Source organism: Rhizobium oryziradicis (assembly GCF_001939045.1).
Classification (GTDB): domain Bacteria; phylum Pseudomonadota; class Alphaproteobacteria; order Rhizobiales; family Rhizobiaceae; genus Allorhizobium; species Allorhizobium oryziradicis.
Map to the genome: position 1 here is coordinate 221281 of NZ_MKIM01000031.1, position 25931 is coordinate 247211.

Consider the following 25931-nt stretch of genomic DNA (forward strand, 5'->3'; position numbering starts at 1 on the left):
GGTTCGCATTGTTCTGATGCGATATGTTGCGCATGGCGTTGCGAACCTCTGTCCGTTTCTACGCTGCGCGACGTTTTGAGAAATTTTCAAACCGGAGATTTTAACGTGGCACATCAACCCCATATCACGTTTCACGACGGCAATAGCATTCCGCAGGTCGGCCTTGGTGTTTGGCAGACCCCCAATAATGACGCGACAACGGCGGTGAAAGCTGCGCTGGACGCTGGCTATCGCCATGTCGATACGGCGGCGATCTATGAAAATGAAGAGGGCGTCGGCAAGGGCCTTCAGGCTTCTGGCGTAGACCGCAAGGATATTTTCCTCACCACCAAGCTGTGGAATTCGGAACAGGGTTATGACACAACCCTGAAAGCTTTTGATGCCAGCCTCAAGCGTCTCGGCACCGATTACGTGGACCTCTACCTCATCCATTGGCCAGCGCCGAAAAAGGGCCTGTTTGGTGATACGTGGAAGGCTTTCGTCAAGCTCAAGGAAGAGGGGCGGGCGCGCTCCATTGGCGTTTCAAACTTCTATCCCGAGCATATTGAAAAGATTGTGGCGGAAACGGGTGTGACGCCGGTGATCAACCAGATCGAACTGCACCCGGATTTTCAGCAGAAAACCGCCCGTGCTTTCCACGAGAAGCACAAGATTATCACCCAATCCTGGAGCCCGCTGGGGCAGGGCAAGCTGCTTGATCATCCGGTGATTGGCAAAATTGCCGCAAAGCATGGCCGCACAGCGGCGCAAGTGATCATTCGCTGGCATATCGACAGTGGTCTGGTGGTGATTCCCAAATCCGTCACACCATCGCGCATTGAAGAGAATTTCAAGGTGTTTGATTTTGCGCTGGATCAGGATGATATCGCAGAGCTTGCCAAGCTGGACAGCGCCGGTGCGCGTATCGGCCCGGACCCGATGACGGCGACGTTTTGATTTCACGTGAATCATTGGTTAAAAAACAGATAAGGCGGCTCGAGAGCCGCCTTATCTATGTCAGCTTATACAGCCGCACTTATTTCCAGGTGCGAATGTCCACGAAGTGGCCAGCAACAGCCGCAGCAGCGGCCATGGCAGGCGACACCAGATGGGTGCGGCCCTTAAAGCCCTGACGGCCCTCAAAATTGCGGTTCGAGGTCGATGCGCAACGCTCTTCCGGTTTCAGGCGGTCGTCGTTCATGGCAAGGCACATGGAACAGCCGGGTTCGCGCCATTCGCAGCCAGCATCGAGGAAAATCTGATGCAGGCCCTCGGCTTCCGCCTGTTCCTTCACCAGACCGGAGCCGGGAACCACCATGGCCGACACGGTTGAGGCAACCTTCTTGTCTTTCAGCACGGCAGCAGCAGCGCGCAGGTCTTCAATGCGGCCGTTGGTGCAGGAACCGATGAACACGCGATCAATCTTGATGTCGGTAATCTTGGTGCCGGGCTTGAGGCCCATATAGTCCAGTGCGCGCCACTTGGAGGTACGCTTGTTTTCGTCTGTGATATCGTCTGGGTTTGGCACAACGCCTTCGACCGAGATCACATCTTCTGGAGACGAACCCCAGGACACGATTGGTGGCAGATTGGCGGCATCCAGCACCACGGTGCGGTCGAAATGCGCGCCTTCGTCGGTGTGCAGCGTCTTCCAATAGGAAATCGCAGCTTCCAACTGTTCGCCCTGTGGAGCGCGTGGCTTGCCCTTGATGTATTCAAAGGTCTTTTCATCCGGTGCGATCAGGCCCGCGCGTGCGCCGCCTTCGATCGTCATGTTGCAGACGGTCATGCGGCCTTCCATGGACAGGGCCTGAATGGCTTCGCCTGCGAATTCAATCACGTGGCCGGTGCCGCCAGCGGTGCCGATTTCGCCGATGATTGCAAGGATGATGTCCTTGGCGGTCACGCCTTCGGGCAGCTTGCCATCCACACGCACCAGCATGTTCTTGGCTTTCTTCTGGATCAGCGTCTGGGTGGCCAGAACGTGCTCCACTTCAGATGTGCCAATGCCATGCGCCAAAGCGCCGAACGCGCCATGGGTGGAAGTGTGGCTGTCGCCGCAGACAATGGTCATGCCGGGCAGGGTAAAGCCCTGCTCAGGACCAACGATATGCACGATGCCCTGACGCTTGTCTTTTTCCGAATAATATTCAACGCCGAAATCGGCAGCATTCTTGGCCAGAGCCTCAACCTGAATGCGGCTTTCTTCGTTCTTGATGCCTTCTGCACGATCAGGCGTGGTGGGAACGTTATGGTCCACAACAGCCAGCGTGCGGGCAGGCGAATGCACCTTGCGGCCTGCCATGCGCAGACCTTCAAAGGCCTGCGGGCTCGTGACCTCATGCACGAGGTGACGATCGATGTAGAGAAGACAGGTGCCGTCTTCCTGACGATCGACCAGATGGTCATCAAAAATCTTGTCGTAGAGGGTGCGAGGTGCGCTCATGGGGTTTCATCCATCGATGGTTTTTAAAAAGGGATTTCTGTCATTGGATCACGGAAATGCGACCAGAAAACAACAGCCGTCTTCGCGGCATTCGCGCTTAAGCTCGATGGCTGTTGAGCGCCCCGGAAATACGCGCAAAAAAGCGTGCCGGCAGACGCTTATGGTCTTGCAGCACGAATATGTGAGGCGCGAGACATCCGAATTTCGATCCCATGGCGGCACTTCTAGCAGCTTCTTGGGGCATCGGCAATTCAAACCTTTTGCCAGATGCCCATGCCCAGGCTTCTGGCTATGATGCCGATAAGAGCGTGCGCCGGAAGCGATAGAGTGCGATGCCGAAGAAGCCAGCACCAATCAGCACCAGCGCTCCCATGGACTGCCACACCAGCGAAAAGCCCGCGCCACGATAGAGAATGCCTTGTGACAGGGCGACAAAATGCGTCGAGGGCGAAATCTGCATGACATATTGCAGCCAGGACGGCATGCTCTCCATCGGCGTTGTGCTGCCTGACAGAAGGTTCATGGCAATCAGCACCGGAATGGCGATCAGGCCAAATTGCGCCATGGATGTTGCGGCTGTGGCAATCAAAATGCCCAGCGATGTCACCGAAAATTGATAGAGCAGGGCCGCCAGAATGAACAAGCCCAACGATCCGGCCACCGGCACACCCAGCACCTGCTCGACCATAACCACCAGCGACAGAATGGAGGCCGCCACAATGACCAGCCCGTTTGACCAGATTTTGGCAAACATGATCTCGCCGGGCGTGACGGGCATAACCAACAGATGCTCAATTGTGCCATGCTCGCGCTCGCGGATCAGGGCAGCCCCGGTGAGGATGACGGAGAGCATGGTGACATTGTTGATCACCTGCATCACCGCCGTAAACCACATGGACATCAGGTTGGGGTTGAAGCGGGCGCTGACCACGAGATTGATTGGAGATGCGGTCACCACTTGCGGCAGGGCGGCTTTGACCTCCTGCAAGATGATGCTCTGGATATAGGAGGCACCATTGCCGGCTTGCGACATGGCTGTTGCATCAATATCGAGCTGCACGGTGGGTTTCAGATTTTTGAGTGTGTCCTGCTCGAAGTTTGGTGGGATCTCCAGCACGAAAACATATTTGCCGCTGTTCATCGCTGCATCCACGTCTTTTGCCTCAATCAGGGCCGGTTCCTTGAAAAACGGCTTGATCAGGCCGTCGCGCAGCCGGGTGGAGAGCATGGAGCGATCCTCATCCACCACGGCCACAGAGGCATTGCTGACCTCCATATTGGCTCCGGTTGCCACAGTATAAATGGCGACGGTGAACGCATAGACAATCAGGATCAACATGACTGAATCGGCCCGCAGGCTGTAAAGTTCCTTGATGCCGAGGCGCAAGATTCGCAGAAGGCTTTGTTGCATGTCATGCACTCCGCTTGCGCAAGGCTGTGAGGGCCATGGCGATAAATCCGATGCCAAACAGCAAGAGCATGGCAAGGTTGCTCCACAGATCCGCAAACCCCAGCCCCTTGGTGATCACCCCGACGGTGATGGGCTGATACCAGGCTGCGGGAAACATCAGCCCCATCAAACGGCCACCACCCGATAGCGACGACACCGGCACCAGCAGGCCGGAAAAATTCACCGCAGGGACTATGGCAATAATGGCTGTTGCAAAAATCGCGGCTACCTGGCTGCGCACAAAGCTCGACACCACCAGACCAAACCCTGTGGCGGCAAACACATAGAGCAGCGAGGCCGACACCAGCGTGAGCATTGATCCCTTGATCGGCACATGAAAGACAAGGCGGGTGATCAGCAACAGCAGCAGAAAACTGGCAAAGGCGATGATCACATAAGGGAGTTGCTTGCCCAGCAAAAACTCGATCCGGGTGACAGGTGTTGCCTGAAAATTGGCAATCGACCCGGTTTCTTTTTCCTTGACGATCCCAAGCGCCGTCATGATGGCCGGAATGAGAATGAGCACCAGAACAATGACGCTGGGCACAATGGCATTGGCGCTGACAAAGGCCTGATTATAACGGTAGCGACTATCAATCAGCACCGGCGCGGATGATGTGATTTTGCCGGTGCTGCGGGCTTGTGCGTCCGCCAGATAGCTGTTGACCAGCCCGATCATATAGCCACGGGCGGTTTCGGCCCGAAACGGCATGGCCGCATCCAGCCAGATGGAGACCTCCGGCGTGTTGCCCCGCTCAAGATCCCGGCCGAAATTGGGTGGTATCTCCACGCCAACGCTCAGCTCTCCACCTTGCATCCGCTCTTGCAATTCTTTCGATGAGGCAATGGCCCTGCGCTCCGTAAAGTAGCGAGAGCCTTGCAGGCTTTCCACCAATTGGCGGCTTTGTGCCGATTGATCCTGATCGTAAACGGCAAAGGGCAGGTGTTCCACATCAAAGGAAACACCGTAACCAAAGGTCAGCAACAGCAGGGCGGGACCGGCCAGCGCAAACACCAGACGGGCGCGATCCCGCAGAATTTCCAGCATTTCACGCCGGGCATAGGCCCAGAGCCTGCCCGGATCAAACCGTCGCATCACCCGGTGTTGATGGGTGTCAATTGTGGTCTCTGCCATCTCATCATTGGCGTCTGCGCCCATGCCCGCTTGCGTGAGCACATCAATAAAGGTCTCTTCAAGTGTTGTTTTCTGGCGCTGCGCGCATAATTCCTGCGGTTGACCAACGGCCAGCACGCGCCCTTGATGCATGAGGGAAATGCGATCACAGCGGGCCGCTTCATTCATGAAATGGGTGGAGAGAAAGATGGTAACGCCATGATCGCGCGACAGGGACATCAGTGAACGCCAGAACGTATCACGCGCCACGGGATCAACGCCGGAGGTCGGCTCATCCAGAATAAGCACTTCCGGCTGATGAATCACCGCTGCCGCCAGCTGCAAGCGCTGGCGAATCCCAAGCGGCAGATCATCGGGGCGCTTGTCTGCCACATCGACCAGATCATAGTCGGCAAGCATGGTCTTCACGCGCGGCTCGATCTCATCCTTGGGCAAAGCATAAAGCTGGGCATGCAGCACCAGATTTTGCCGCACACTCAGCTCGCCGTAGAGCGAAAAAGCCTGCGACATATACCCCACCCGCTTGCGGGTTTCGATGTCGCCGGACTGCAAGACCTGGCCAAACAGTTTGGCAACGCCTTCGCTAGCTGGCAAAAGCCCGGTCAGCATTTTCATGGTCGTGCTTTTGCCGCTGCCGTTTGAGCCGAGAAAACCGAAGATCTCGCCTTTGGGAATTCGAAAACTGACGTGATCAACGGCGACAAAATCGCCAAAGCGGCAGGTCAAGCCTTCCGCCTCAATGGCGGGCGGACCGTCAGTAAACACCCGTGGTGGCGGCGTCACCAGTGCCTCCGCAGCTTTTTGCGACACTTTTTGATCAACGGGCATCAGGCTGGCAAAGGTTTCATCCAACGTTGATTTGCCGGCTAAGGTTTTAACCTGTTCGGGGCTGCCTGTGGCCAGAATGTGACCATCATGCAAAGCCGCCAGCCAGTGAAAACCGTCCGCTTCTTCCATATAGGCGGTGGCCACAATCACGCTCATGGCGGGTCTGCGGGCGCGGATGCGATCGATCAATTGCCAGAACTGACGCCGCGACAGCGGATCAATGCCGGTGGTTGGCTCATCCAGAATCAGAAGGTCGGGATCATGCAAAAGCGAGGCGCAGATGCCGAGTTTTTGTTTCATGCCGCCAGAAAGCTTGCCAGCCGGACGGTCGCGATAGGGCGCAAGGCCCGTGACCGACAACAATTCATCCATGCGGGTCTGGCGCTGCTGGCTGCTTTGGCCGAAAAGCCTGCCGAAGAAATCCAGATTTTCCGCAACGCTCAAGGTCGGGTAAAGATTGCGCCCCAGCCCTTGCGGCATATAGGCAAGGCGGGCGCACACCTTGCTGCGATGACTGGCAAGCGCCATATCGCCGCCCAGCACCTCAACATGGCCGTGCTGAATGCGGGTGACACCGGCGATCAAGCCCAGAAGTGTGGATTTTCCAACGCCGTCGGGGCCAATCAGACCCACCATGCGGCCTGCCGGAATGGCAAGATCAATCCCGTCAAGGGCCGCCACATCACCATAGTGATGGGTGACGGATTGAAACTGTGCGACAAACTCCGTCATTGTGGCAGCTTCGTTTGCAACTCAGCGGGCCAGGCCGTTGCCGGATTGCTGCGCACATAGCCAATGCCGCGAATGCCGGTTTTGACCTGATTTTCATGACTTTTCAGCAGTTCGGGGGCGATCTTCAGCTTGACGCGGAACATCAGCTTTTCGCGCTCATCCGAAGTCTCCACCGTTTTGGGGGTAAATTGTGCCTCTGAGGATACAAAGGACACTTTGGCCGGAATGACATATTGCGGGATCGGGTCCAGAATAATGCGGGCCTCATCACCGAGTGATACCTGCCCTGCTGCCTTGGCCGGAACAAAAATGGTCATGGTGACATCGGAGAGATCAAGCAGGGTGGCAATCGGCGCACCCGCAGACACCACTTCGCCCTTTTGCACCAATCTATATTCGATCCGCCCGCGTGTCGGCGCTTTGAGCGTGGAATCATCGATCTGCGATTGAATGCGGGCCACCTCGGCCTGCGCTGCCTCGGCAGCAGCACTGGCATCAGCGCGGCTGGCGGTGGCGGCTTTCAAGGCGGCTTCAGCGACGCGCAACTGGCTTTCGCGTGCATCGCGCTGTTGCAGGGTGCCGCTGCCTTTCTCGCTCATGGTTTTGGCACGTTCATACTCCTGTTTGGCCAGCGCCAGCTCGCTTTGTCGCTGAGTGATCATGGCGTCGGCGGCCACTTCGCTGGTCAGGCTCTGGCGCACTTTTGCTTTGCTGCCCACCAGTTCAGCATCGAGTGCTGCGGTATCCATGCGCGCCAGCACAGTGCCGGCATCGACGATCTGGCCTTCAACGGCAAACATCTCCGCTACGCTGCCCGCAAGCTTGGAGGAGATGAGGATTTGCTGTGCCTCAATGCGGCCGTTCGAGGTGGCAATATCGGCTGGCAGTTTCTGGCCCGCCAATTTGCTCCACAGGGCCTCAAACCGGCTTTTCAAAGCTTGGTCGTTATCAGCCGCAAAACCGGGTTGCGCAAGAGAAAGGGCGAGCAGGGCCGCGACCAAAAAGTGTTTTGGCATCAATATCACAACAAATCTCCGACTGGATGAAACCATTGAATAGAAAGGACGATGCCCAAGCATGTCGCAGTCTCTCGGAGTCCGCTTTGATATGTGTCAAAGTGACGGTTTTGTTTGAGTGACAATTTCTATGGCAGTTATCCAGAAAACCAGCGGGGATACTTAATGGCTGGCGTGATCCTTGGCCCGCATGCGTTTTTCGATCCGCCTCAGCACAAGGGACAGGCCGATGGTCAGAATCAGATAGATATAGGCAACGATGGAATAGGTCTCGAAGAAGCGAAAGCTGCCGGAAGCGTAGATCTTGCCAGCCTGACTGATATCAGCCACGCCCAGCACCGAAACCAGCGAGCTATCCTTGACCATCGCGACAAAATCGTTGGAGAGCGGCGGAAAAATCACCTTGATGGCCTGCGGCAGCACCACAAGACGAAAGCGCTGGCTGCGGGTGAGGCCCAGCGATTTCGCAGCTTCAATCTGGCCCTTGTCGATGGATTCAATCCCTGCGCGAAAGATCTCGGCAATGAAGGCGGAGTAGCCGATGGTCAGCGCAATAATGGCCCGCCACATCAGCGAGACATCCCGCACCTGCAAAGGCTCCATCCATTCGGCTTTTATCAGCGGGGCGGCCAGCGTGTTGACCAGGCTGACAAACCCGGGGGCTCCGACAAAGGCAATATAAAACAGCAAAACCAGCACAGGAATGCCGCGAATGACCTCGATGTAAAACCGCGATATCTGCCGCAGTATGATGCTGTCAGCCATGCCCGCCAGGGCAATCAGCAGGCCGAGAAGCGAGGCCAGCGCAAAGCCCATGACCGTGACAAAAATGGTGACACCAATGCCCCGCGATACCGTTTCAAACACCTGCGCATAGATGTTGTTGACGGCAATGGTAATGGCTAGCCCCAGCGCCAACGCGCCAAGGGCCACCAGCCAATAGGGATAATCTTGCTTGCTGCCGCCTGGCAGGGTTTGCAGGCCCACGGATAAGGTCCAATCTGGGCTTTACTGACCCATTTTATAGGTGACGAACCATTTCTGGTTCAGCGCGTCCAGCGTGCCATCGGCCTTCATCTCGGCAATGGCAGCATTGATGGGCTTTACCAGAGCCGAGCCCTTGGGGAAGATGAAGCCAAAATCCTCGGCACCCAGCGGCTCGCCAATGATTTTCAAAGCGCCGTTGGAAGCATCCACATAGCCTTTTCCGGCAACGCTATCGCTCAACACCAGATCCACATCACCGGCCTTGAGGGCCTGCACGGTTGCACCAAAGGTTTCCATCAGCTTGATGCGCGGGTTTTGCTCATTGCCATCCAGCACGTCATTGACGGCGGTGTAAAACGGGCTGGTGCCGGGCTGCGCACCAATCAGACCTTTTTTGAAGTCGCGAAAGCTTTTGGCATCGGTAAAGCGGGTTTCATCGCCGCGCACCAGCATCACCTGTTGCGAACGCATATAGGGGTCGGAGAAATCGACCTTGGCCTTGCGCTCCTCCTTGATGGTAATGCCGGTCATGCCGATGTTGTATTGGCCATCGGACACAGCCTGAATCATCGCATCCCAAGAGGTGGTTTGATATTCCACCTTGAAATTCAGCCGTTTGGCAATTTCATTCATGGCGTCATATTCCCAGCCCACGGCCTGCCCGGTGTTGGGATCAACAAACTGCAAGGGTGGATAGGCATTTTCTGTCACCACCACCACTTTCATGCCGTTCAAATCGGGCAAATTGGCCGCCATGGCACCGAAAGGTGCAAGCAAAAGAGCGGAAAGACCGGCGAGAACGGCGCGGCGCAGCAGCATATGATTTCTCCTGAGATATGGCGAAGGCACTTTGTCACAAGTTGTTGTATGATTTCAAGGAATGAAAAACCATTTGCGGGTTTAGATTGGCTCCATCACGCCGAATATAGCCACCAATCCGACCGCGACAGTGGCAAGTGCAATTTCCAAACCTGTTCCAAGCCGCAAAAGCCGAAGAGCGCGGTTGCGATCATGGGTCATAAGCGGCACAAAGCCATAACGATTGATGCAGGCAAGACCCACCATAACCAAAGCCACCGCAATTTTGAGCAGCAAAAGACGCTGATAAGGCACGGCAAGATCTAGCCAGACGTGACCAAGGATCATCCAGCCATTGATGATGCCGGTGAGAAGGGTCAGTGCCACGGCAGCGTGGCCCAAAGTGGAAAATCGCATCAGTGCGGCAATGGAGACGTCCCATTCCTCACCGTTGGGTGGATGCTTCAACAGCAGAAAAACCGGACAAAGCGCGCCGACCCATGCGCCAACAGCCAGCATATGCAAGCCATCATTCAAAGGATGCAGCACACCAAGCAGGCCTGAGTGCATGGCGGCATGACCGTTCATGGTCAGACTTGCCAAAAACAATCCCGCACCCACGGCTAAAGAGATCAAACGATAGGCGGGCAGGCTCATGTAGGTGATTGCCAACAAAAGCGCCAACAGCATCTGCACCGCAAGCGCCCATCCGCTCTCTGTGTCCATGACCAGATCGTGGATCAGGGAGAGGTTGGCGGCATCGCTCCAGCCATCGCCCAACATGGCAGCCTGAAGGGGAATTTTGCAGGCGGCGGACACCACCAACAAGCCGACAGCCAAGGCGGTGAGAGGAGTGAATTGGCGTTGCAGCTTTGCCGCCAGCGCTGGCGCAACGCCTGCCCACAGATAGGCATGCGCGCCCCAAAGCAGGAGCGCGCAGCCATCTGCAACAAACCGACAAATGATCAGAGCGTAATCGGGGGTCACGGCTTGATGGTGAAACTGGTGCTGCCCTTGGATTTATGGCCATCCACCGAGAGCGCATGCCAATCCACCGTGTAAGTGCCGGGTTTCAGCGTGGCATTGAGCGGAACGGTCAGCGCTTTCTTGTCCTCGCTTAAGGTTGGCGTGCCAATCGCGACCTTTTCCTTTTCAGGACCAGTCACCTCAACGCCGGAAAACTTCAATTCGAGGCCTTCGGTGAAGCTCAGATCAATCTCTTTCGGGGCGGTGGCAACGGTTGCTTTGTCAGCCGGTGTTGCGCTTGCCAGATGGGCATGGGCAAAGGCCTGACCGGACAGAGAAAGTCCGGCGAAAACGGTCAGTGCTGCAAGTGTTTTCAAAGATTTGGTCATGGTGTTCTCCAATTGCCGCCCGAACAGGGCTGGCGGATCATTCAGCTTTGTTTCAAGAGTGCATCGCGAATGGTGGCAAGTGCCTGATCTTTTTCAGTCTGGTAAGGGATCATGTCTTTCAGGCGACCATCGGGACCAATCAGCAGTAAAGAGATTGTGTGGCTCATGTGATAATTGCCGTCTTCACTGGGAAGCTTTGCGGCATAGATCATCCAGCCATCGATAACCTTTTTCATCTCTGCCGGATCGCCGGTGATGCCGGTGATCCGGTCGCTGATGGCACTGACATATTGGTGCATGATGTCTGGTGTATCGCGCTCGGGATCAATGCTGAAGAAATAGGCCTTCAGCGGCTTGCCGTCCGGCCCCAGCGTTTTCATCCAGTCGGCCATTTCAAACAGCGTTGTGGGGCACACTTCGGGGCAATGGGTATAACCAAAATAGACCAATGCCGGACTGCCCTTGAAGATCGATTGATCCACCGCCTCGCCCCGATCATTGACCAGCTGAAACCGGGCATTGAAGGGGCCGGGGCGGGGGCTGTCGGCAGCCACCCAGATGATGATACCAATCAAGGCAGAAACAAACACGCCCGCAATGGCCAGAGCGGCAATGACTTTTGGATTTCGGGTCATTTTTTCGGGTCCATCGGCATTTTGTGGTTGGAGTGATCGTGCATGTCGCCGCTCTTATCATCGCCATTGGCGGCAACAACGGTGAATTCAACCTCAACCGGCCCGGCCTTTTCAAAATTCAGCACAGCCTTGATTTTTTCGCCTTGCTGAAAGGGTTTTTCCACGTTCATGAACATCAGGTGGTAGCTGCCGGGCTTCAATTCGGTTTTGGTTTTTGCCGGCACAGCAAGGCCCTGCTTCAGCTCGTTCATGCTCATCACGCCATCAGCGATTTTCATTTCATGCACCTGCACGCTGCGGGCGCGTTGGCTTGTGCCGCCAACCAGCCGGTCATCGGTTGCGCCTTCATTGTCAATGGTCAAATAGCCACCGCCCACCTGCGCGCCGGGCAACATGGCGCGGGCAACGGGATGGATGATGTGCAATTCGCCCACCTTGAAATCGTGGGAAAAGGCAGGCTGTGCCAAAAGGAGGGCACCGACGGCGGCGATGTTGATCAGGAGATGTTTCATGATGAGCTTCCTTAGGCGGCAATTGAGGAGGTGGGTGAGGCAAGTGGGTGGAGCGGAACAATCACGGGCGCGCCGGCAATGTCGGGCAGCAGAATGGCGCGCATGCCATAGACGCGCTCCAGCCTTTCCTCGGTCATCGCATCGGCAAAAGGGCCTTTTGCTTCAAGCCGTCCGGCATGCATCAACACGATCTCGTCGCTGTAGCGGGCGGCGAGGTTGAGGTCGTGAATGGCCATAATGGCCAGCGCGTCGTTTTTCTGAACATAATCGCGAATAAGCTGCATGACCCGCATTTGGTGGGCCATGTCGAGGGCGCTGGTGGCTTCATCCAGCAGCAGCAGCTTGGGCTTTCGGATCAGTCTTTGCCCCAGCAAAACCAGTTGTTGTTGGCCGCCAGAGAGGCTGGTCATGGGCCGGTTGGCCAGCGCCATGATATCAAGGCTTTGCAACATCTCGCCCGCGGCATCCATCTGGCTGTTCTTGATTCTCAACCCCAGCGTTTCATGCTGGCCCAGCAGCAGCACTTGCAGCGCTGTGAGATCGGCATCGACCCGGCATTGCTGGGGCATATGGCCAATCATGGACGGGGTCAGGGCGGTGCCATTCCAGGTGATCTTGCCTGTTGCGGCAAAGCTGCCGGCCAGTGCGCCCAGCAATGTCGATTTGCCCGCGCCATTGGGGCCAATGCAGCTGACCAGCAGGCCCGGCTGCAAATGCAGCGTGACATCATGCACAATCGGCGTTTTACCACGGGTGACATTCATCTGCCGTATCATCAAACCACGGGTCATTGCTTTTGGCCTCCGCTGCGGTTGATAATCAGGGCAAACAACACGGGCACGCCTGCGATGGCGGTGACAATGCCAACCGGCAAAGCACCGGCGGGCGAAATGATTTTGCCAATCACCGAAGCTGCCACCACCAAGACCGCGCCGGACAAAGCCGAGAGCGGCAATGTCAGGCGGTGGTCTTCACCCACAAGGGCGCGGGCCATATGCGGGGCAATCAGCCCGATAAAGCCAATGGTGCCGACAAAAGACACCGCGGCGGCGGTGAGAAGCGCGATCAGCAAAAAACTGCGGCGGCGCACATTTTCAACCGACAGGCCAAGGCTTGTGGCATTGGCATCACCCAATCTGAGCACAGTCAGCTTCCAGCTATCGGCCATCGCAATTGGAAAGCACACCAGCAAAATGCCGCCTGCAACCGCAACGCCGGACCAACTGGCCTTGAGCAGGCTGCCAAACAGCCAGAAGACGATCTGTTGCAGCACTTCCGGACTGGCCAGAAACTGCAACAGGGCTTGCAGCGATTGGAAAAAGAACATCACGGCAATACCGGCCAGCACCAGAAGGCCCGCACTGGCACCGCGCGTCATTGCGACGATATAGACCAGGCCGCAGGCGGCAAGCGTCATAACAAAGGCGAGCAGAGGCGTAGTGATCGAAAGCGGGATCGCGAACGCACCACCAAACATGATGGCCAGTGCTGCGCCAAAGCCTGCGGCTGCCGAAAAGCCCAGCGTAAACGGGCTTGCCAGTGGATTGTCGAGAATGGTCTGCATTTTCAGCCCGGCCAGGCCCAGGCAGGCCCCGACAACAATGCCCATGATGGTTTGCGGCATGCGCAATTGCCACAAAATAATCGCGTTCATTCTGTCTGCGCCCCAGGGGCCGGCCAGAAGCGTTGTCCAGATCTCAGAAAAGCTCATGCCAGATGGTCCGGAAATCAGATCGGCAAAGGCCAGTGCCAGCAAAATGGCCCCAACGATCACAAACGCCAGCCGGTGTCGCTGGCTGGCGCGATGATAACCACGGCGCATACGATCCGCGTGTGTAGGGACGAGCAGAGTCATTGGGCCGCCGCTTTATAAGACAGCATGAACACGCCATCGGCTTTGATCGGCAGCCATTTTGCATAATAGTCGCGCAGGTTCTGAGCCGGATCGATATCCCTAAAGGCAGCAGGATAGAGCTGTTTTGCGATATATTGCGTAAAGGCATAATCATATAATGTCCGCGCCCCGCCATGATAGATGGCAAAGACTTCACCGTTCTTCACGGCTGGCAGCTCCGCCCAACCTGGGCGGGCTAGATAGGCTGCCATGCGCTCCCGCGTGATGTTTGGGTCAGCACCAAAGCCCACCTGCACAGATTGCGGCTTGTTCAACCATTCGGAACCGGCCAGAAAAATCAGGTCCGGCTTTTGTGCCAACACATATTCCGGGCTCAGCGGTCCCCAATTGCCAATTTGCCCCTTGGCAATGTTATGGCCGCCGAGACTGGTGATCAAAGATCCCCACATCGTATCACCATAGGAATTGCCAATGGAATCTGCACCCTTCTGGGCCAATTCGACATAGACTTTCTTGGTGGTGGGGCCTGCGGCCTTGATGCGGGCATCAATATCTGCCATGGCGTTTTGATAGTTTGCGGCCAGCTTTTCGGCGCGGTCTTCGGTGCCCATCACCTTGCCCAAAACCTCGGTGGACAGCACATGTTTGGCAACGGTCTGGCTGTTGAAATCCAGCGTCACCACCGGAATCCCGGCCTCTTCAAAACGATGAACACCGTCGCCCAGCGCGTCATAAGACCATGACGCCAGGATCACCAGATCGGGGCGCGCTGCAATAGCCTTCTCGATCGAGAAATTGCTATCTTCCGTGGAGCCGACATCGGGAATGGAATGCAGGGTCGGCATGGCTTTTTCGTAGGCCGCAAATTGGCTTGGCCGCCAATCTTTCCAGGGGCTGAGGGAGAGGGCAACCACCTTATCGATGGCACCGGGGCCTGCAACGGCCAGGTAATCCTCATAGTAAAAGCCCAACACCACACGTTTTGCAGGTTCTGGCAGTATCACGGTGCGGCCTTTGACGTCAGTCACGGTGATCTCGGCTGCGGCCTGGCCTGCCCATAACACGCTGATGCCGATGAGGGCCGTGGTTATCATTGTTTTGAACATGTATTTTGCTCTCTGATGTCGCATCCATGTCCTGTGCTGCCTGCTCTTTCGAGCGGCGCACCAAGGCATGTGCAACATTGTGAATGTTATTTAGAAAAATTATCGCAAAAGTTGCTCTTCAAGGAAGAACAAGGCATCTGGCAATCGGGATCACGACCCGTGATATTGCGACGCGGTGCACTTGGAGCGTCGTGCTCAAAATCGGAATCGGCCCGATGACAGTCAATCAGGCGATTGGCGGTGCCCGTGGTGATGTGTTGGGGGAGAAAATGCGGGCGAGGACCGGCTCGTCTATTCGCTGATAGGCCTGCTTGCGCTCAAGCTTTGCCAAAAGGCCGACGGTGTCTGCCGGTGTCGGCAGCAGGATGGAAGCCGAAATCCGGCAGGCTTCACAACCGCCATTGGCTTTGTGCTGGTGATCCTGCCCATGGTCTGACGTTGCCTGATCGGCGATACACAGAACAGGCAAGCTGCCGTCTGGAAGCGTATAGGCCACAATCTCGGTGGGCGTCAGGTGTGCGTGCGACAGGCTGGGGGCCTTATGGGCAAAGCCGACGGCAACAAGTGAGAGCATGCACAATGCATGCAACACCATCTGCCATGTCATGAGCTTTGCGCGCACGGTCATCCCCTGTTCCTCGTGTGAGTGGTAACAGCGGCCTTGATGATCTTCAAGAGAGTTTGGCGCACAACACATGCGGCGCGTGGCCGCAGACGCGACCTTTCAGCCAATAAAAAAGGCGACCCGAAGGCCGCCTTTTCTCAAAACCCGAAGGTTTAATGCTTATTCAGCGGCTGGCTCGGCAGCGGCTGCAGCTGCGGCGGCTTCAGCAGCGGCTGCTGCTTCTGCTGCGGCCTTTTCAGCGGCCAGTACCTGTGCTGCTGCTACCTTTTCGGCTTCCAGACGTGCCTTTTCTTCGGCAGCGGCAGCGCGTTCAGCGTCGTTCAGCTTGCGGGCGCGGGTGCCGGTGTTTTCAACGATACGAGCAGACTTACCGCGACGGTCGCGCAGGTAGTACAGCTTGGCGCGACGCACCTTACCGCGACGAACGATTTCAACGCCTTCAACCATTGGCGAGTAAACAGGGAATACGCGCTCAACGCCTTCGCCGTAAGAAATCTTGCGAACAGTGAAGCTCTCATTGATGCCGCCGCCCGAACGAGCGATGCAAACGCCTTCGTAGGCCTGTACACGAGTACGTGTGCCTTCTGTCACGCGCACGTTAACGCGAACGGTGTCGCCTGGTGCGAATTCAGGAAGAGTGCGCTTGGCTTCGATCTTGGCGGCCTGTTCGGCTTCCAACTGTTGAATGATGTTCATAGGTCTAACCTTTTCAAGTTCTTCTAAAACAGCCAGAGCGCTCAACTGTGGTCCCTTGGTCATTGCCTCAGGTGTACGCCTTGCGGCGGGAGCGGTGTCGTGTTCTTTGTTTGCTGGTAGACGGGACAAGGCCCATTTCCGACGCTGCCCATATAGCAATTCCTTGGGCTTGTCATCCCTTTGGCTGCTTATTTTTGCTGTTTTTGTGACTCTGACAACAAATCTGGCCGCCGCTCGCGGGTTAGCTTCAACGCTTCTGCATTTCGCCATTTTTCAATGGCGGCATGATTGCCAGATGTCAGCACGGCCGGAATTTCACGCCCCTCAAACACCTGTGGTCGGGTGTAATGTGGATGTTCCAAAAGCCCGCCTTCAAAGCTCTCATGCAGGCCGGACAGATCATTGCCCATCACTCCGGGAATGATCCGCACCACGGCATCCAAAAGCGTGAGTGCCGCAGGCTCGCCGCCGGAGAGAATATAGTCGCCAATCGACACTTCTTCGAGATTGCGCGCCTCAATCACCCGCTGGTCAACTCCTTCAAAACGGCCACAGACAATCACCACGCCGTCGCCACTGGCAATCTCGCGCACGCGCTTCTGGCTCAAGGGCTTGCCACGCGGGCTCATCAACAGTCTGGGGCGGTTATCATCGGCAATGCTGTCGATGGCGCTTGCCAGCACATCGGGTTTCAGCACCATGCCAGCACCACCGCCCGCAGGCGTATCATCAACACTTCTGTGCTTGTCGCTGGCAAAATCGCGGATCTGCACCGCGTCAATGGCCCATTGGCCACGCTCGAGGGCGCGACCGGCAAGGGATACGCCCAGATGCCCCGGAAACATTTCCGGGTAGAGGGTTAAAACCGTGGCCTTGAAGGTCATTCTGAACGCTTGCCTTTGGCAGGCGGCGTGCCATCTGCATTAAAAGGTGGCGTGCTGCCATCATCAATCAAACCGGCAGCTTCCGGATCAATCAGCAGCTTTCCGCCCTCAAGATCAATTTCCAGCACGGCAGCTTCCGTGAAAGGAATGAGAACAGGGCGCTTGGCCGGAGCCCGGACTTCCAAGAGATCGCCTGCGCCGAAATCGAAAACCGCAGAGACAGTGCCATAGCTCTTGCCATCCGCATCCACCACGTCCAGCCCTTCCAGATCGGCATAGAAGAATTCGTCATCGTCCAGATCATCATCAGACAGCGCGCTGCGATCCACAAACAGTTCCAGCCCGTTCAAGGCTTCTGCCGCGTTGCGATCATTGATACCACGAAAGCGCACGACAACCACTGTTTTGGCTTCGCGCACATCCAGCACTTCAAATTCGCGGCCATCCTTGGCATGCAGCTTGCCATAATCGCCAATCGCCATGGGATCGGCGGTGAAGGATTTCACCCGTACTTCGCCTCGCAGGCCCTGAGCCGCACCGATCACGGCCATCAGCACCGGATTTTCAAGCTTGGTCATGGGCGCGCGCGTTCCTTCTCAATTGGTGGTTGGCTGAATTCATGTTGGAGCATCATTATGCAAAAAATCATGGAAAATAAACGCAAAAAGCGGGCACCATGTTGCCATGCTGCCCGCTTTTTAAATCTTGGCTACAAATTATTCAGCAGCTTCAGCTGTTGCAGCAGCAAGAGCATCAGCCTTCTGCTTCTTCTCAGCCAGACGCTCAAGAGCGCGCTTGCCTGGCTTTGCCTTTTCAGGGTTGCTGCGCGCTGCGCGTTCAGCCAGACCAGCTTCGGCCAAAAACTTCAAAACGCGGTCTGTAGGCTGTGCGCCCTTTGCGAGCCATTCCTTGATGCGGTCGGCGTCCAGCTCAACGCGCTTTTCAGCGTCCTTGCCGAGCATTGGGTTCCAGGAACCAACCTTTTCAAGGAAGCGGCCGTCGCGAGGCGAGCGAGCGTCAGCAATAACGATCTGGTAGTAAGGACGCTTCTTGGAACCGCCGCGAGCAAGACGAATTTTCAGGGACATGGGTAACTCCTAGGTTTTTATACGATCATCTTTGATGATCGGTGTTTGTTGAGGCCGCCGTCAGGCGGTCTGTTGGGTATTGCTGCCGTGTTCAGCAGCGATGGCTTCATGATGCCGGATGACTTCCTTGATGATGAAGTTCAAAAACTTCTCAGCAAAATCCGGGTCCAGCTGCGCGTCGTTGGCCAAGCGCCGCAGACGTTCAATCTGGTATTCCTCGCGTGCCGGATCGGCAGGCGGTAAATCGTATTTGGCTTTCAGCACGCCCACAGCCTGGGTGCAGCGAAAACGCTCGGCCAGCATGTGAACCAATGCCGCATCGATATTGTCGATCGACTGGCGGTAGCCGGATAATTCCTGTTTGATGGCGGGATCAATCATCAGTGTCTATCCTCACTTCTTCTTTGGGAGGCCGGGAAGGCCCGGAAACCCTCCACCAAGACCCGGTAATTTTCCACCACCCAGGCCGGGAAGACCACCACCCATGCCACCAAGACCTGCCCCACCAAGGCCAGGAGGTGGTTTGATGCCAGCCGCTTCAGCCTGCTTTGCAAGGGCTTCCAGCTGCTTGGGGTCCATGCCGGACAGATCAGGCATGCCGCCCATTCCGCCGCCCAGACCCATTTTGCCAGCAAGGCCGCCCATCAGCTGCTTCATCATGCCGCCGCCCTTTTTGCCGCCCATCATTTTCATCATGTCGGCCATCTGGCGGTGCATTTTCAAAAGCTTGTTGATCTCGGAGGCATCCGTGCCGGAGCCTGCCGCAATACGCTTTTTGCGGGAATGCTTGAGAATATCCGGGTTCGAGCGTTCGGCCTTGGTCATCGACGAGATGATGGCGATCTGACGGCCAAACATCTTGTCATCCAACCCGGCGGCTGCCACCTTATCTTTCATGCCAGCCATGCCCGGCATCAGACCCATAATGCCGCCCATGCCGCCCATTTTCTGCATCTGGCGCAGCTGGTCGGCAAGGTCGTTGAGGTCAAACTTGCCCTTGGCCATTTTTTCGGCCATGGCCTTGGCTTTTTCGGCATCAATATTCTCGGCGGCTTTTTCCACCAGCGAAACAATGTCGCCCATGCCCAGAATACGGTCGGCAATACGGCGCGGATGAAATTCATCCAGCTCGTTCATGCGCTCGCCAATACCGATCAGCTTGATCGGCTTGCCGGTGACGGCGCGCATGGAGAGCGCTGCACCGCCGCGGCCATCGCCATCCATACGGGTCAGCACAAGGCCGGTGATGCCCACGCGTTCATCAAAATTGCGCGCCAGATTGACGGCGTCCTGACCGGTCAGCGCATCGGCCACCAGCAGAATTTCGTGTGGCTTGGCGTTCTTCTTGATGTCGGCCATTTCGACCATCAAGGGCTCATCAATATGCGTGCGGCCTGCGGTGTCGAGAATCACGACATCATGGCCGCCCAGCTTTGCGGCCTGTACGGCGCGGCTGGCAATATCGGTGGGCGATTGGCCTGCAATGATCGGCAGGGTATCAATGCCGGTCTGCACGCCCAATTGGCGCAATTGTTCCTGCGCTGCCGGACGGCGGGTGTCCAGCGAGGCCATCAGCACTTTTTTGCGATCACGATCGGTGAGGCGCTTGGCAATCTTGCCGGTGGTGGTGGTTTTACCCGAGCCTTGCAGACCCACCATCATGATCACAACGGGGGCGGCAGCGTGCAAATCAATGCCCACGCCTTCAGTGCCCAACATCTCCACCAGCTCATCATGAACGATCTTGACGACCATCTGCCCGGGCTTGATGGACTTGAGCACAGCCGCACCAACGGCCTTTTCGCGCACCTTGTCGGTAAAGCTGCGCACAACTTCGAGGGCGACGTCGGCTTCCAGCAGAGCACGGCGAACCTCCCGCAGCGCCGCCGAGACATCAGCCTCGGAGAGCGAGCCACGGCCGGTCAGTCCATTCAGAATGGAACCAAGGCGGTCCTGCAGGTTATCAAACATCGCATCTTCCTCATTGTTTCAAAAGTGTTGGCTGCTTTTGAAACTTTGTGTGTTTCGTTGAAAAAAACAAGACGCAAAGCCCAACGACACCCGAGGGCGCATCGCGCTGTCGGGTGTTGACCTCCGGGAACTCTTTATACCTTTTCGGGTCCCGGTCGGCGGCTCGGAGTCTTATCTCTTCGCAGATTTGGCAGGGGTAAACAGGATTTTGGCCGCAGAGTCAAGAAAAATGCCGATTTGTTGCCGAAGCTCGGTTTCTTGGAGTGAAAGTAGCCGACATCACGATGTGGATCCTCTTGCTCTGGTATTTCTTTGTAATTTTAGGATTAAAATCAAAAAAATGTCCCTTTCTTGAAATCTACAGTTGAAATTCTGTCTTTTAATTCCCACGTACGAACTGTAGTTAAGTGAAGGGGCAGGAAATGGAAAATATTTCAAGTATTCAATCTTACAAAATTTCATCAATGGCTGAGGCAGATGAATATTTGTCTGAACTTTTATCTCAAGAGAGATATCGTTCTCTGGATGAAATTGAACGACGTGCGGCAGTGTATATTGTTGATAGGGATATAGCGGAATACTTCCTCAATAAAGGACGCGAGCTTTTAAGTGAGAGGACTGCGATTTGACGGATTTGGATGTATATAGTTTACCGGCTTCTCTTGTTGATGAAGCTTGGATCAAGGCGGATGAGGCGCTTCAGCGCTACTCTGTGAGTACAGCTAGTGTAAGTGACGACGATGTCAGGAAATTAAGTTGCTCCATGATTGCGACCTTGAGCGAGTTGCGGACCATGTTTGACGGTAAAGTCTTTAAACAGGTACTTAATAATTGCGGATATGATGTGCAGCACGAATTTAATCAGGCTGTCGCGTATGCTTCGGGCAATGTGGACGATTCAGACATCATTGAGCCATTAAATGGTTACTTGAGTGCGCACGCGCACCTAAACAATACATGCCATTCACTTGATAAGCTGCGTGCTTTGGTTCCAAGAACTCAGCGCTCGTGATGGAAATGGTGACGTTGGTTAAGCCGGTCAACGTCACCCGTATTTGCTGAGCATTTCGTCACTTCCGAGCTTTTAATTACCGGGATTAATCCTATCTGATTGCCAGGACTGTGCAGTCACCTCTTTGCAAGAGCAATCAAAATTCATGGCAAAAAACCCTTACTTTTCCGGCACGGTCTCAGACCATTTTGACGGAACGCGCTTTTACAATCCCGGCGGGGTGTTGCCGCTGGGATTTTCGCAAGTGCTGCGCTGGAAATTGAATGGGCAAAAATCTCGATGGCCCAAGCGGATCGATTTGCCTGTGGGCGCGGCCAAGCCTTCTTCGCACGTTGAGGGTGATGGGTTGCGGGTGACGATGATTGGTCATGCCTCCATGCTTGTTCAGGTGTGTGGGCTGAACATTCTGTTGGATCCGGTCTGGCAAGAGCGGGTCAGTCCGGTGTCTTTTGCGGGGCCAAAGCGGGTGGTGGAGCCGGGGGTGCGGTTTGAAGACCTGCCGCCGATTGATATCGTGCTGGTGACGCACAATCATTATGACCATCTCGACATCAAAACGCTTGATCGGCTGCATCACGCTTTTCATCCGCTGTTTATCACGCCTTTGGGCAATGACCGAATCATCCATAAATCGGTGCCGCTTGCGAATATCCGGGTGGTGGATTGGGGTGATCATATTGAGGTTGCCGATGGGGTGCGGATCACCGCCGAGCCGAGCCATCACTGGTCGGCACGCGGTATGAATGACCGCTGCATGGCGCTGTGGGCGGCGTTTGTGATCTCGACCCCGGTGGGGCGCATCTATCATATTGGCGACACTGGCTTTCATGATGGCATCAATTACCGCGCTGCCACTGAGAAATATGGTGATTTTCGTTTGGCGATTTTGCCGATCGGGGCCTATGAGCCGCGCTGGTTCATGCGCGGCCAGCATCAGAATCCGGAAGAGGCGGTGGAAGGCTTTCAACTGTGCAAAGCCGCTTTTGCTGTTGGCCATCACTTCGCAACCTTTCAGCTCACCGACGAGCCGATGATGGAGCCGGTAGAGCATCTGGCAGAGGCACTTTCCAAAGCGGGTATAGCACAGGAACGTTTTCGGCCTTTGCGGGCTGGTGAGGTTTTCGATGTGCCGATTATAAGGTAGAGTGGCAAAGACTGGTAATTCTGGTTGAATTCCGCCATATAGCGCTGAAACGCGCTAAGAAAGTGGAGCCCATGGGCAATTTGGTCGAATTTGCAAAGATGAACGGACTTGGAAACAAGATTCTGGTTGTTGACATGCGTGGCCAAACCAAACCCGTGACGCCGGAAGCTGCCATTGCACTGGCACAAGACCCCGCCACCAATTTCGATCAGATCATGGCGATCCATGATCCGAAGCTGGATGGCACTTTTGCCTATATCGACATTATCAATTGCGATGGCACGCGGGCGCAGGCCTGTGGCAATGGCACCCGCTGCGTGGTGCAGGCTTTATCAGCCGAAACGGGCTTGAAGGCTTTTACCTTCCAGACGCTGGCGGGCATTCTCAATGCTGTTGAGCATGAAGATGGGTCGATCTCGGTGGATATGGGCACGCCGGTGTTTGAGTGGAATAAAATTCCGCTCTCGGAAGAATTTCATGACACCAGCCGGATTGAATTGCAGATCGGGCCGATTGATGCACCGATTTTGCATTCGCCATCGGTTATGTCGATGGGCAATCCCCATGCGATCTTCTGGGTGGATCGTGACCCGATGAGCTACGATCTGGAGCGATTTGGGCCGCTTTTGGAAAATCATCCGATGTTTCCGGAAAAGGCCAATATCACGCTGGCGCAGGTGACATCGAAATCCACCATGATCACCCGCACCTGGGAGCGTGGGGCCGGGTTGACGCTGGCTTGTGGCTCTGCGGCCTGCTCGGCGGGTGTCTCGGGTGCCCGCACCGGGCGCACGGAGCGTAAGGTGGTGATCACGGTGGCCTCCAGCCCCAATCAACAAGCCCTGACCATCGAGTGGCGCGAGCGCGACAACCACGTCATCATGACCGGGGCTGCGGAATGGGAATGGTCGGGCCAACTCGATCCTGTTACCGGAGCATGGCAACGTAGCGATGAGGTTTTGAGCGAGGCATCAGGCTCGTGAGCGGCATTGATGTCATCACCTTCGGCTGTCGTCTCAACACCTATGAATCGGAAGTGATGAAGGCCGAGGCGGCTAAGGCTGGCCTCAACAACGCCATTCTGGTCAACACCTGTGCTGTGACGGGCGAGGCGGTGCGGCAAGCGCGCCAAGCCATTCGCCGCGCACGGCGGGAAAATCCAGAAGCGCGGATTATTGTCACCGGCTGTGCGGCCCAGACGGATGCCGCTGGCTTTGCCGCCATGGCGGAAGTGGATATGGTGCTGGGCAATGAGGAAAAGCTCAAGGCCGAACACTATCGCGCTCTACCGGATTTCGGCGTGGCCTCTGAGGAAAAGCTGCGCGTCAACGACATTATGAGTGTCACGGAAACCGCACCGCAAATGGTGGCCCATATTGATGGCCATGTGCGCGGGTTTTTGCAGGTGCAAAACGGTTGTGATCATCGCTGCACATTCTGCATCATTCCGTTTGGACGCGGCAATTCCCGTTCCGTCCCCATGGGGGCTGTGGTGGAGCAGGCCCGCAAATTGGTGGAAAGCGGCTATATTGAAGTGGTGCTCACCGGCGTGGATGCCACCAGCTATGGCGCGGACCTTCCGGGAACACCGACGCTTGGGCTTTTGGCCAAGACACTCTTGAAGCAAGTGCCGGAAATTACCCGGCTAAGGTTATCCTCCATCGACAGTATTGAGGTGGATCAGCATCTTTTCGATTTGATTGCTGAAGAGCCGCGCTTTATGCCGCATCTGCATCTGTCTTTGCAGCATGGCGATGATATGATTTTGAAGCGGATGAAGCGGCGGCATTCGAGCGCGGATGCGCTTGCATTTGCCAAACAGGTGCGCGCCCTTCGCCCCGATTTCAGCTTTGGTGCGGATATGATCGCTGGTTTTCCGACCGAGACGGAAGAGATGGCGCAAAATTCTGCGCGGCTTGCGGAAGAGATCGGCATTGCGCATTTGCATGTTTTTCCCTACAGCCCGCGCCCTGGCACACCGGCTGCAAAAATGCCGCAGCTCGATCGGGCCGTGGTCAAACAGCGGGCGGCCGCTTTGCGGGCTATGGCTGAAAAACTGCACAGCAACCATTTGCAGGGTTTGGTGGGAACACGCCAAAAGCTGCTGGTGGAGCGCAATGAATTGGCTCATAGCGAAGACTTCACCCTCGTGGCGGTGCCGGGTTATCAGCCCGGAGCGCTTATCGAGGCTAACATTTCCGGTCACAATGGCCGTCACCTGACACTTGAACCCGCAAGCCCTGTTGCGGCCTGATCAAAGAAAAGCAAGACCCATGGCCATCGGTTTCTTCAAAAAAGTCTTCACCTTCAGCTCGGAGAAATCCACCGATGCGGTGGTTGTCGAGGAATTGACGGCGGAAGAACGCGAAGCCGTTGCGGCTGCCAGTCTGCCGAAGCAGCGTACCCCCGACGTTCCCGTGGTCACTGACCCGGTGCTGCCGGAAGAGATGGAAACCGCAGGTGGTCCGGCCAGCGATGTGGCAGTTGAGCGCGTTGAGCCGGATTCGGATGATCTGGACGTCGTGCCAATGGCGCTGCTGGAAATGGAAGAGGCTCAATCGACAGATGCGTCTTCCTCTGCGGAGCTGGTTAATGATGAGCCAGCCAAAGAGATTGCGTTGCCAAAGGGCTTTTCTACCTCCACCGTGGTTGCGCCGGAACCGGAAGTGCCGCAGGAAAAACTGAGCTGGTTCCAGCGCCTCAAAGCAGGCCTGTTTCGCACCTCCTCGCAGCTGACCGGGCAGATTGCCGCCCTGTTTACCAAGCGCAAGCTGGATGATGACACGCTGGAAGAGCTGGAAGATTTGCTGATTCAGGCCGATCTTGGCGTGGAAACCGCGATGCGGGTCACCGGCGCACTCTCCAGTGAACGTTACGGCAAGGATGTCACCGGGGAGGATGTGACCCGGATCATGGCCTCGGAAATCGTCAAGGTGCTTAAGCCGGTGGCCAAGCCGCTGGCGCTGGATCTCAACCACAAGCCGCATGTTATTCTGGTGGTGGGTGTGAATGGCACCGGCAAAACCACCACCATTGGCAAGCTGGCCGCCAAGCTCTCTGGTTCCGGCCTCAAGGTGATGCTGGCGGCGGGCGACACTTTCCGTGCCGCTGCCATTGAACAGCTGAAAATCTGGGCTGATCGCACCGGCTCCGGCTTTATTGGCACCAAACTCGGGGCTGATGCGGCGGGCTTGGCCTATGATGCGTTCGAAAAGGCAAAGGCCGAAAAATCTGACGTGCTGATCATCGACACCGCTGGCCGCTTGCAAAACAAGACCGAGCTGATGGCCGAGCTGGAAAAGATTGTCCGTGTGCTGGGCAAGCTTGATCCCGATGCACCGCATACGGTGTTGCAGACGCTGGATGCCACCACCGGCCAGAATGCCATGAATCAGGTGGAGATTTTCCGCAATATCGCCGGCGTCAACGGTTTGGTGATGACCAAGCTGGATGGCACGGCGCGCGGTGGTATTTTGGTGGCCATTGCTGCCAAGCATAAATTGCCGGTCTATTTCATTGGCGTTGGCGAGGGCGTGGATGATCTGGAGCCGTTTGAGGCCGAAGATTTTGCCCGCGCCATTGCCGGTGTAAACGCATAGAATTTGGTCCGTAAATCGACGTAATCTTTGATAAGACAATTTGAAGCCAAGAAGCCAAAGAGTGTGAAAACCGTGATC

Annotated in this window: 27 protein-coding genes; 7 read left to right on the top strand and 20 right to left on the bottom strand. The window is 56.1% G+C overall.

All coding sequences use genetic code 11. From position 1 onward, the window contains the following. Positions 1-105: 105 nt before the first annotated feature. Entirely contained in the window at positions 106-936 is an 831-nt protein-coding gene (locus BJF95_RS20935) for an aldo/keto reductase (RefSeq protein WP_075641420.1), read from the top strand. Between the two features lie 79 nt (positions 937-1015). On the opposite strand, the gene leuC is transcribed toward BJF95_RS20935, so the two are convergent. The 20 genes from leuC to ffh all read right to left on the bottom strand — a co-directional run bounded on the left by leuC (position 1016) and on the right by ffh (position 20098). Beyond that, positions 1016-2425, bottom strand: coding sequence for a 3-isopropylmalate dehydratase large subunit (gene leuC, locus BJF95_RS20940; protein WP_075641421.1), 1410 nt, complete (start codon positions 2423-2425; stop codon positions 1016-1018). Between the two features lie 289 nt (positions 2426-2714). Continuing rightward, entirely contained in the window at positions 2715-3836 is a 1122-nt protein-coding gene (locus BJF95_RS20945) for an ABC-2 transporter permease (RefSeq protein WP_075641422.1), read from the bottom strand. A gap of 1 nt (position 3837) precedes the next feature. Continuing rightward, positions 3838-6570, bottom strand: a complete 2733-nt coding sequence (gene rbbA, locus BJF95_RS20950; RefSeq protein WP_075641423.1) for a ribosome-associated ATPase/putative transporter RbbA — start codon at positions 6568-6570, stop codon at positions 3838-3840. After that, positions 6567-7586, bottom strand: coding sequence for an HlyD family secretion protein (locus BJF95_RS20955; RefSeq protein ID WP_075641424.1), 1020 nt, complete (start codon positions 7584-7586; stop codon positions 6567-6569). The genes rbbA and BJF95_RS20955 overlap by 4 nt, the downstream gene beginning before the upstream one ends. 162 nt (positions 7587-7748) lie before the next feature. Continuing rightward, positions 7749-8573: an amino acid ABC transporter permease gene (locus BJF95_RS20960; RefSeq protein WP_075641425.1), complete on the bottom strand. Its 825-nt coding sequence runs from the start codon at positions 8571-8573 to the stop codon at positions 7749-7751. A gap of 21 nt (positions 8574-8594) precedes the next feature. Further along, positions 8595-9392 carry a transporter substrate-binding domain-containing protein gene (locus BJF95_RS20965; RefSeq protein WP_075641426.1) on the bottom strand — a complete coding sequence of 266 codons (798 nt, stop codon included), beginning with the start codon at positions 9390-9392 and terminating at the stop codon, positions 8595-8597. A gap of 81 nt (positions 9393-9473) precedes the next feature. Next, on the bottom strand, positions 9474-10358 hold the full coding sequence (gene copD, locus BJF95_RS20970; protein WP_075641427.1) for a copper homeostasis membrane protein CopD: 885 nt from the start codon (positions 10356-10358) through the stop codon (positions 9474-9476). Beyond that, positions 10355-10726 (bottom strand): copper homeostasis periplasmic binding protein CopC, encoded by a 372-nt coding sequence (gene copC, locus BJF95_RS20975; protein ID WP_075641428.1) that lies wholly within the window; start codon positions 10724-10726, stop codon positions 10355-10357. The genes copD and copC overlap by 4 nt, the downstream gene beginning before the upstream one ends. 41 nt (positions 10727-10767) lie before the next feature. Further along, a complete protein-coding gene (locus BJF95_RS20980; protein WP_075641429.1) occupies positions 10768-11361 on the bottom strand; it encodes an SCO family protein in 594 nt (197 codons plus the stop codon). Then, positions 11358-11873: a copper chaperone PCu(A)C gene (locus BJF95_RS20985; protein ID WP_075641430.1), complete on the bottom strand. Its 516-nt coding sequence runs from the start codon at positions 11871-11873 to the stop codon at positions 11358-11360. The genes BJF95_RS20980 and BJF95_RS20985 overlap by 4 nt, the downstream gene beginning before the upstream one ends. 11 nt (positions 11874-11884) lie before the next feature. Continuing rightward, entirely contained in the window at positions 11885-12664 is a 780-nt protein-coding gene (locus tag BJF95_RS20990) for an ABC transporter ATP-binding protein (protein ID WP_075641431.1), read from the bottom strand. Next, entirely contained in the window at positions 12661-13728 is a 1068-nt protein-coding gene (locus BJF95_RS20995; protein ID WP_075641432.1) for a FecCD family ABC transporter permease, read from the bottom strand. Before BJF95_RS20995 ends, BJF95_RS20990 begins: the two co-directional genes overlap by 4 nt. Continuing rightward, complete coding sequence (locus BJF95_RS21000; protein WP_075641433.1) at positions 13725-14834, bottom strand: ABC transporter substrate-binding protein; 1110 nt, start codon at positions 14832-14834, stop codon at positions 13725-13727. Before BJF95_RS21000 ends, BJF95_RS20995 begins: the two co-directional genes overlap by 4 nt. A gap of 226 nt (positions 14835-15060) precedes the next feature. After that, positions 15061-15462 (bottom strand): DUF2946 family protein, encoded by a 402-nt coding sequence (locus tag BJF95_RS21005; RefSeq protein WP_075641434.1) that lies wholly within the window; start codon positions 15460-15462, stop codon positions 15061-15063. Positions 15463-15618: 156 nt separating this feature from the next. Beyond that, the gene (gene rplS, locus BJF95_RS21010) at positions 15619-16155 is read right to left on the bottom strand and encodes a 50S ribosomal protein L19 (protein WP_075641435.1); all 537 of its coding nucleotides are present in this window, start codon (positions 16153-16155) and stop codon (positions 15619-15621) included. A gap of 188 nt (positions 16156-16343) precedes the next feature. After that, the gene (trmD, locus tag BJF95_RS21015) at positions 16344-17039 is read right to left on the bottom strand and encodes a tRNA (guanosine(37)-N1)-methyltransferase TrmD (protein ID WP_075641436.1); all 696 of its coding nucleotides are present in this window, start codon (positions 17037-17039) and stop codon (positions 16344-16346) included. Further along, positions 17036-17617 carry a ribosome maturation factor RimM gene (rimM, locus tag BJF95_RS21020; protein WP_075641437.1) on the bottom strand — a complete coding sequence of 194 codons (582 nt, stop codon included), beginning with the start codon at positions 17615-17617 and terminating at the stop codon, positions 17036-17038. The genes trmD and rimM overlap by 4 nt, the downstream gene beginning before the upstream one ends. A gap of 138 nt (positions 17618-17755) precedes the next feature. Further along, the gene (rpsP, locus tag BJF95_RS21025) at positions 17756-18127 is read right to left on the bottom strand and encodes a 30S ribosomal protein S16 (RefSeq protein ID WP_075641438.1); all 372 of its coding nucleotides are present in this window, start codon (positions 18125-18127) and stop codon (positions 17756-17758) included. A gap of 60 nt (positions 18128-18187) precedes the next feature. Then, a complete protein-coding gene (locus BJF95_RS21030) occupies positions 18188-18508 on the bottom strand; it encodes a chorismate mutase (protein ID WP_075641439.1) in 321 nt (106 codons plus the stop codon). A gap of 12 nt (positions 18509-18520) precedes the next feature. Continuing rightward, the gene (gene ffh / locus BJF95_RS21035) at positions 18521-20098 is read right to left on the bottom strand and encodes a signal recognition particle protein (RefSeq protein WP_075641440.1); all 1578 of its coding nucleotides are present in this window, start codon (positions 20096-20098) and stop codon (positions 18521-18523) included. A 422-nt stretch (positions 20099-20520) separates the two neighbouring features. Here ffh and BJF95_RS23895 point away from each other — a divergent pair, with 422 nt between their 5' ends. From BJF95_RS23895 to ftsY, 6 genes are all read left to right on the top strand, one after another. Then, on the top strand, positions 20521-20727 hold the full coding sequence (locus tag BJF95_RS23895) for a hypothetical protein (RefSeq protein WP_075641441.1): 207 nt from the start codon (positions 20521-20523) through the stop codon (positions 20725-20727). After that, positions 20724-21110 carry a hypothetical protein gene (locus BJF95_RS21045; protein ID WP_075641442.1) on the top strand — a complete coding sequence of 129 codons (387 nt, stop codon included), beginning with the start codon at positions 20724-20726 and terminating at the stop codon, positions 21108-21110. The genes BJF95_RS23895 and BJF95_RS21045 overlap by 4 nt, the downstream gene beginning before the upstream one ends. Positions 21111-21255: 145 nt before the next feature. After that, positions 21256-22254: an MBL fold metallo-hydrolase gene (locus BJF95_RS21050; protein WP_075641443.1), complete on the top strand. Its 999-nt coding sequence runs from the start codon at positions 21256-21258 to the stop codon at positions 22252-22254. A 71-nt stretch (positions 22255-22325) separates the two neighbouring features. Further along, on the top strand, positions 22326-23237 hold the full coding sequence (gene dapF, locus BJF95_RS21055; protein WP_075641444.1) for a diaminopimelate epimerase: 912 nt from the start codon (positions 22326-22328) through the stop codon (positions 23235-23237). After that, a complete protein-coding gene (gene mtaB / locus BJF95_RS21060) occupies positions 23234-24508 on the top strand; it encodes a tRNA (N(6)-L-threonylcarbamoyladenosine(37)-C(2))-methylthiotransferase MtaB (RefSeq protein ID WP_075641445.1) in 1275 nt (424 codons plus the stop codon). The genes dapF and mtaB overlap by 4 nt, the downstream gene beginning before the upstream one ends. 19 nt (positions 24509-24527) lie before the next feature. Beyond that, positions 24528-25853 carry a signal recognition particle-docking protein FtsY gene (ftsY, locus tag BJF95_RS21065; RefSeq protein ID WP_075641446.1) on the top strand — a complete coding sequence of 442 codons (1326 nt, stop codon included), beginning with the start codon at positions 24528-24530 and terminating at the stop codon, positions 25851-25853. The last annotated feature ends 78 nt before the right edge of the window (positions 25854-25931 follow it).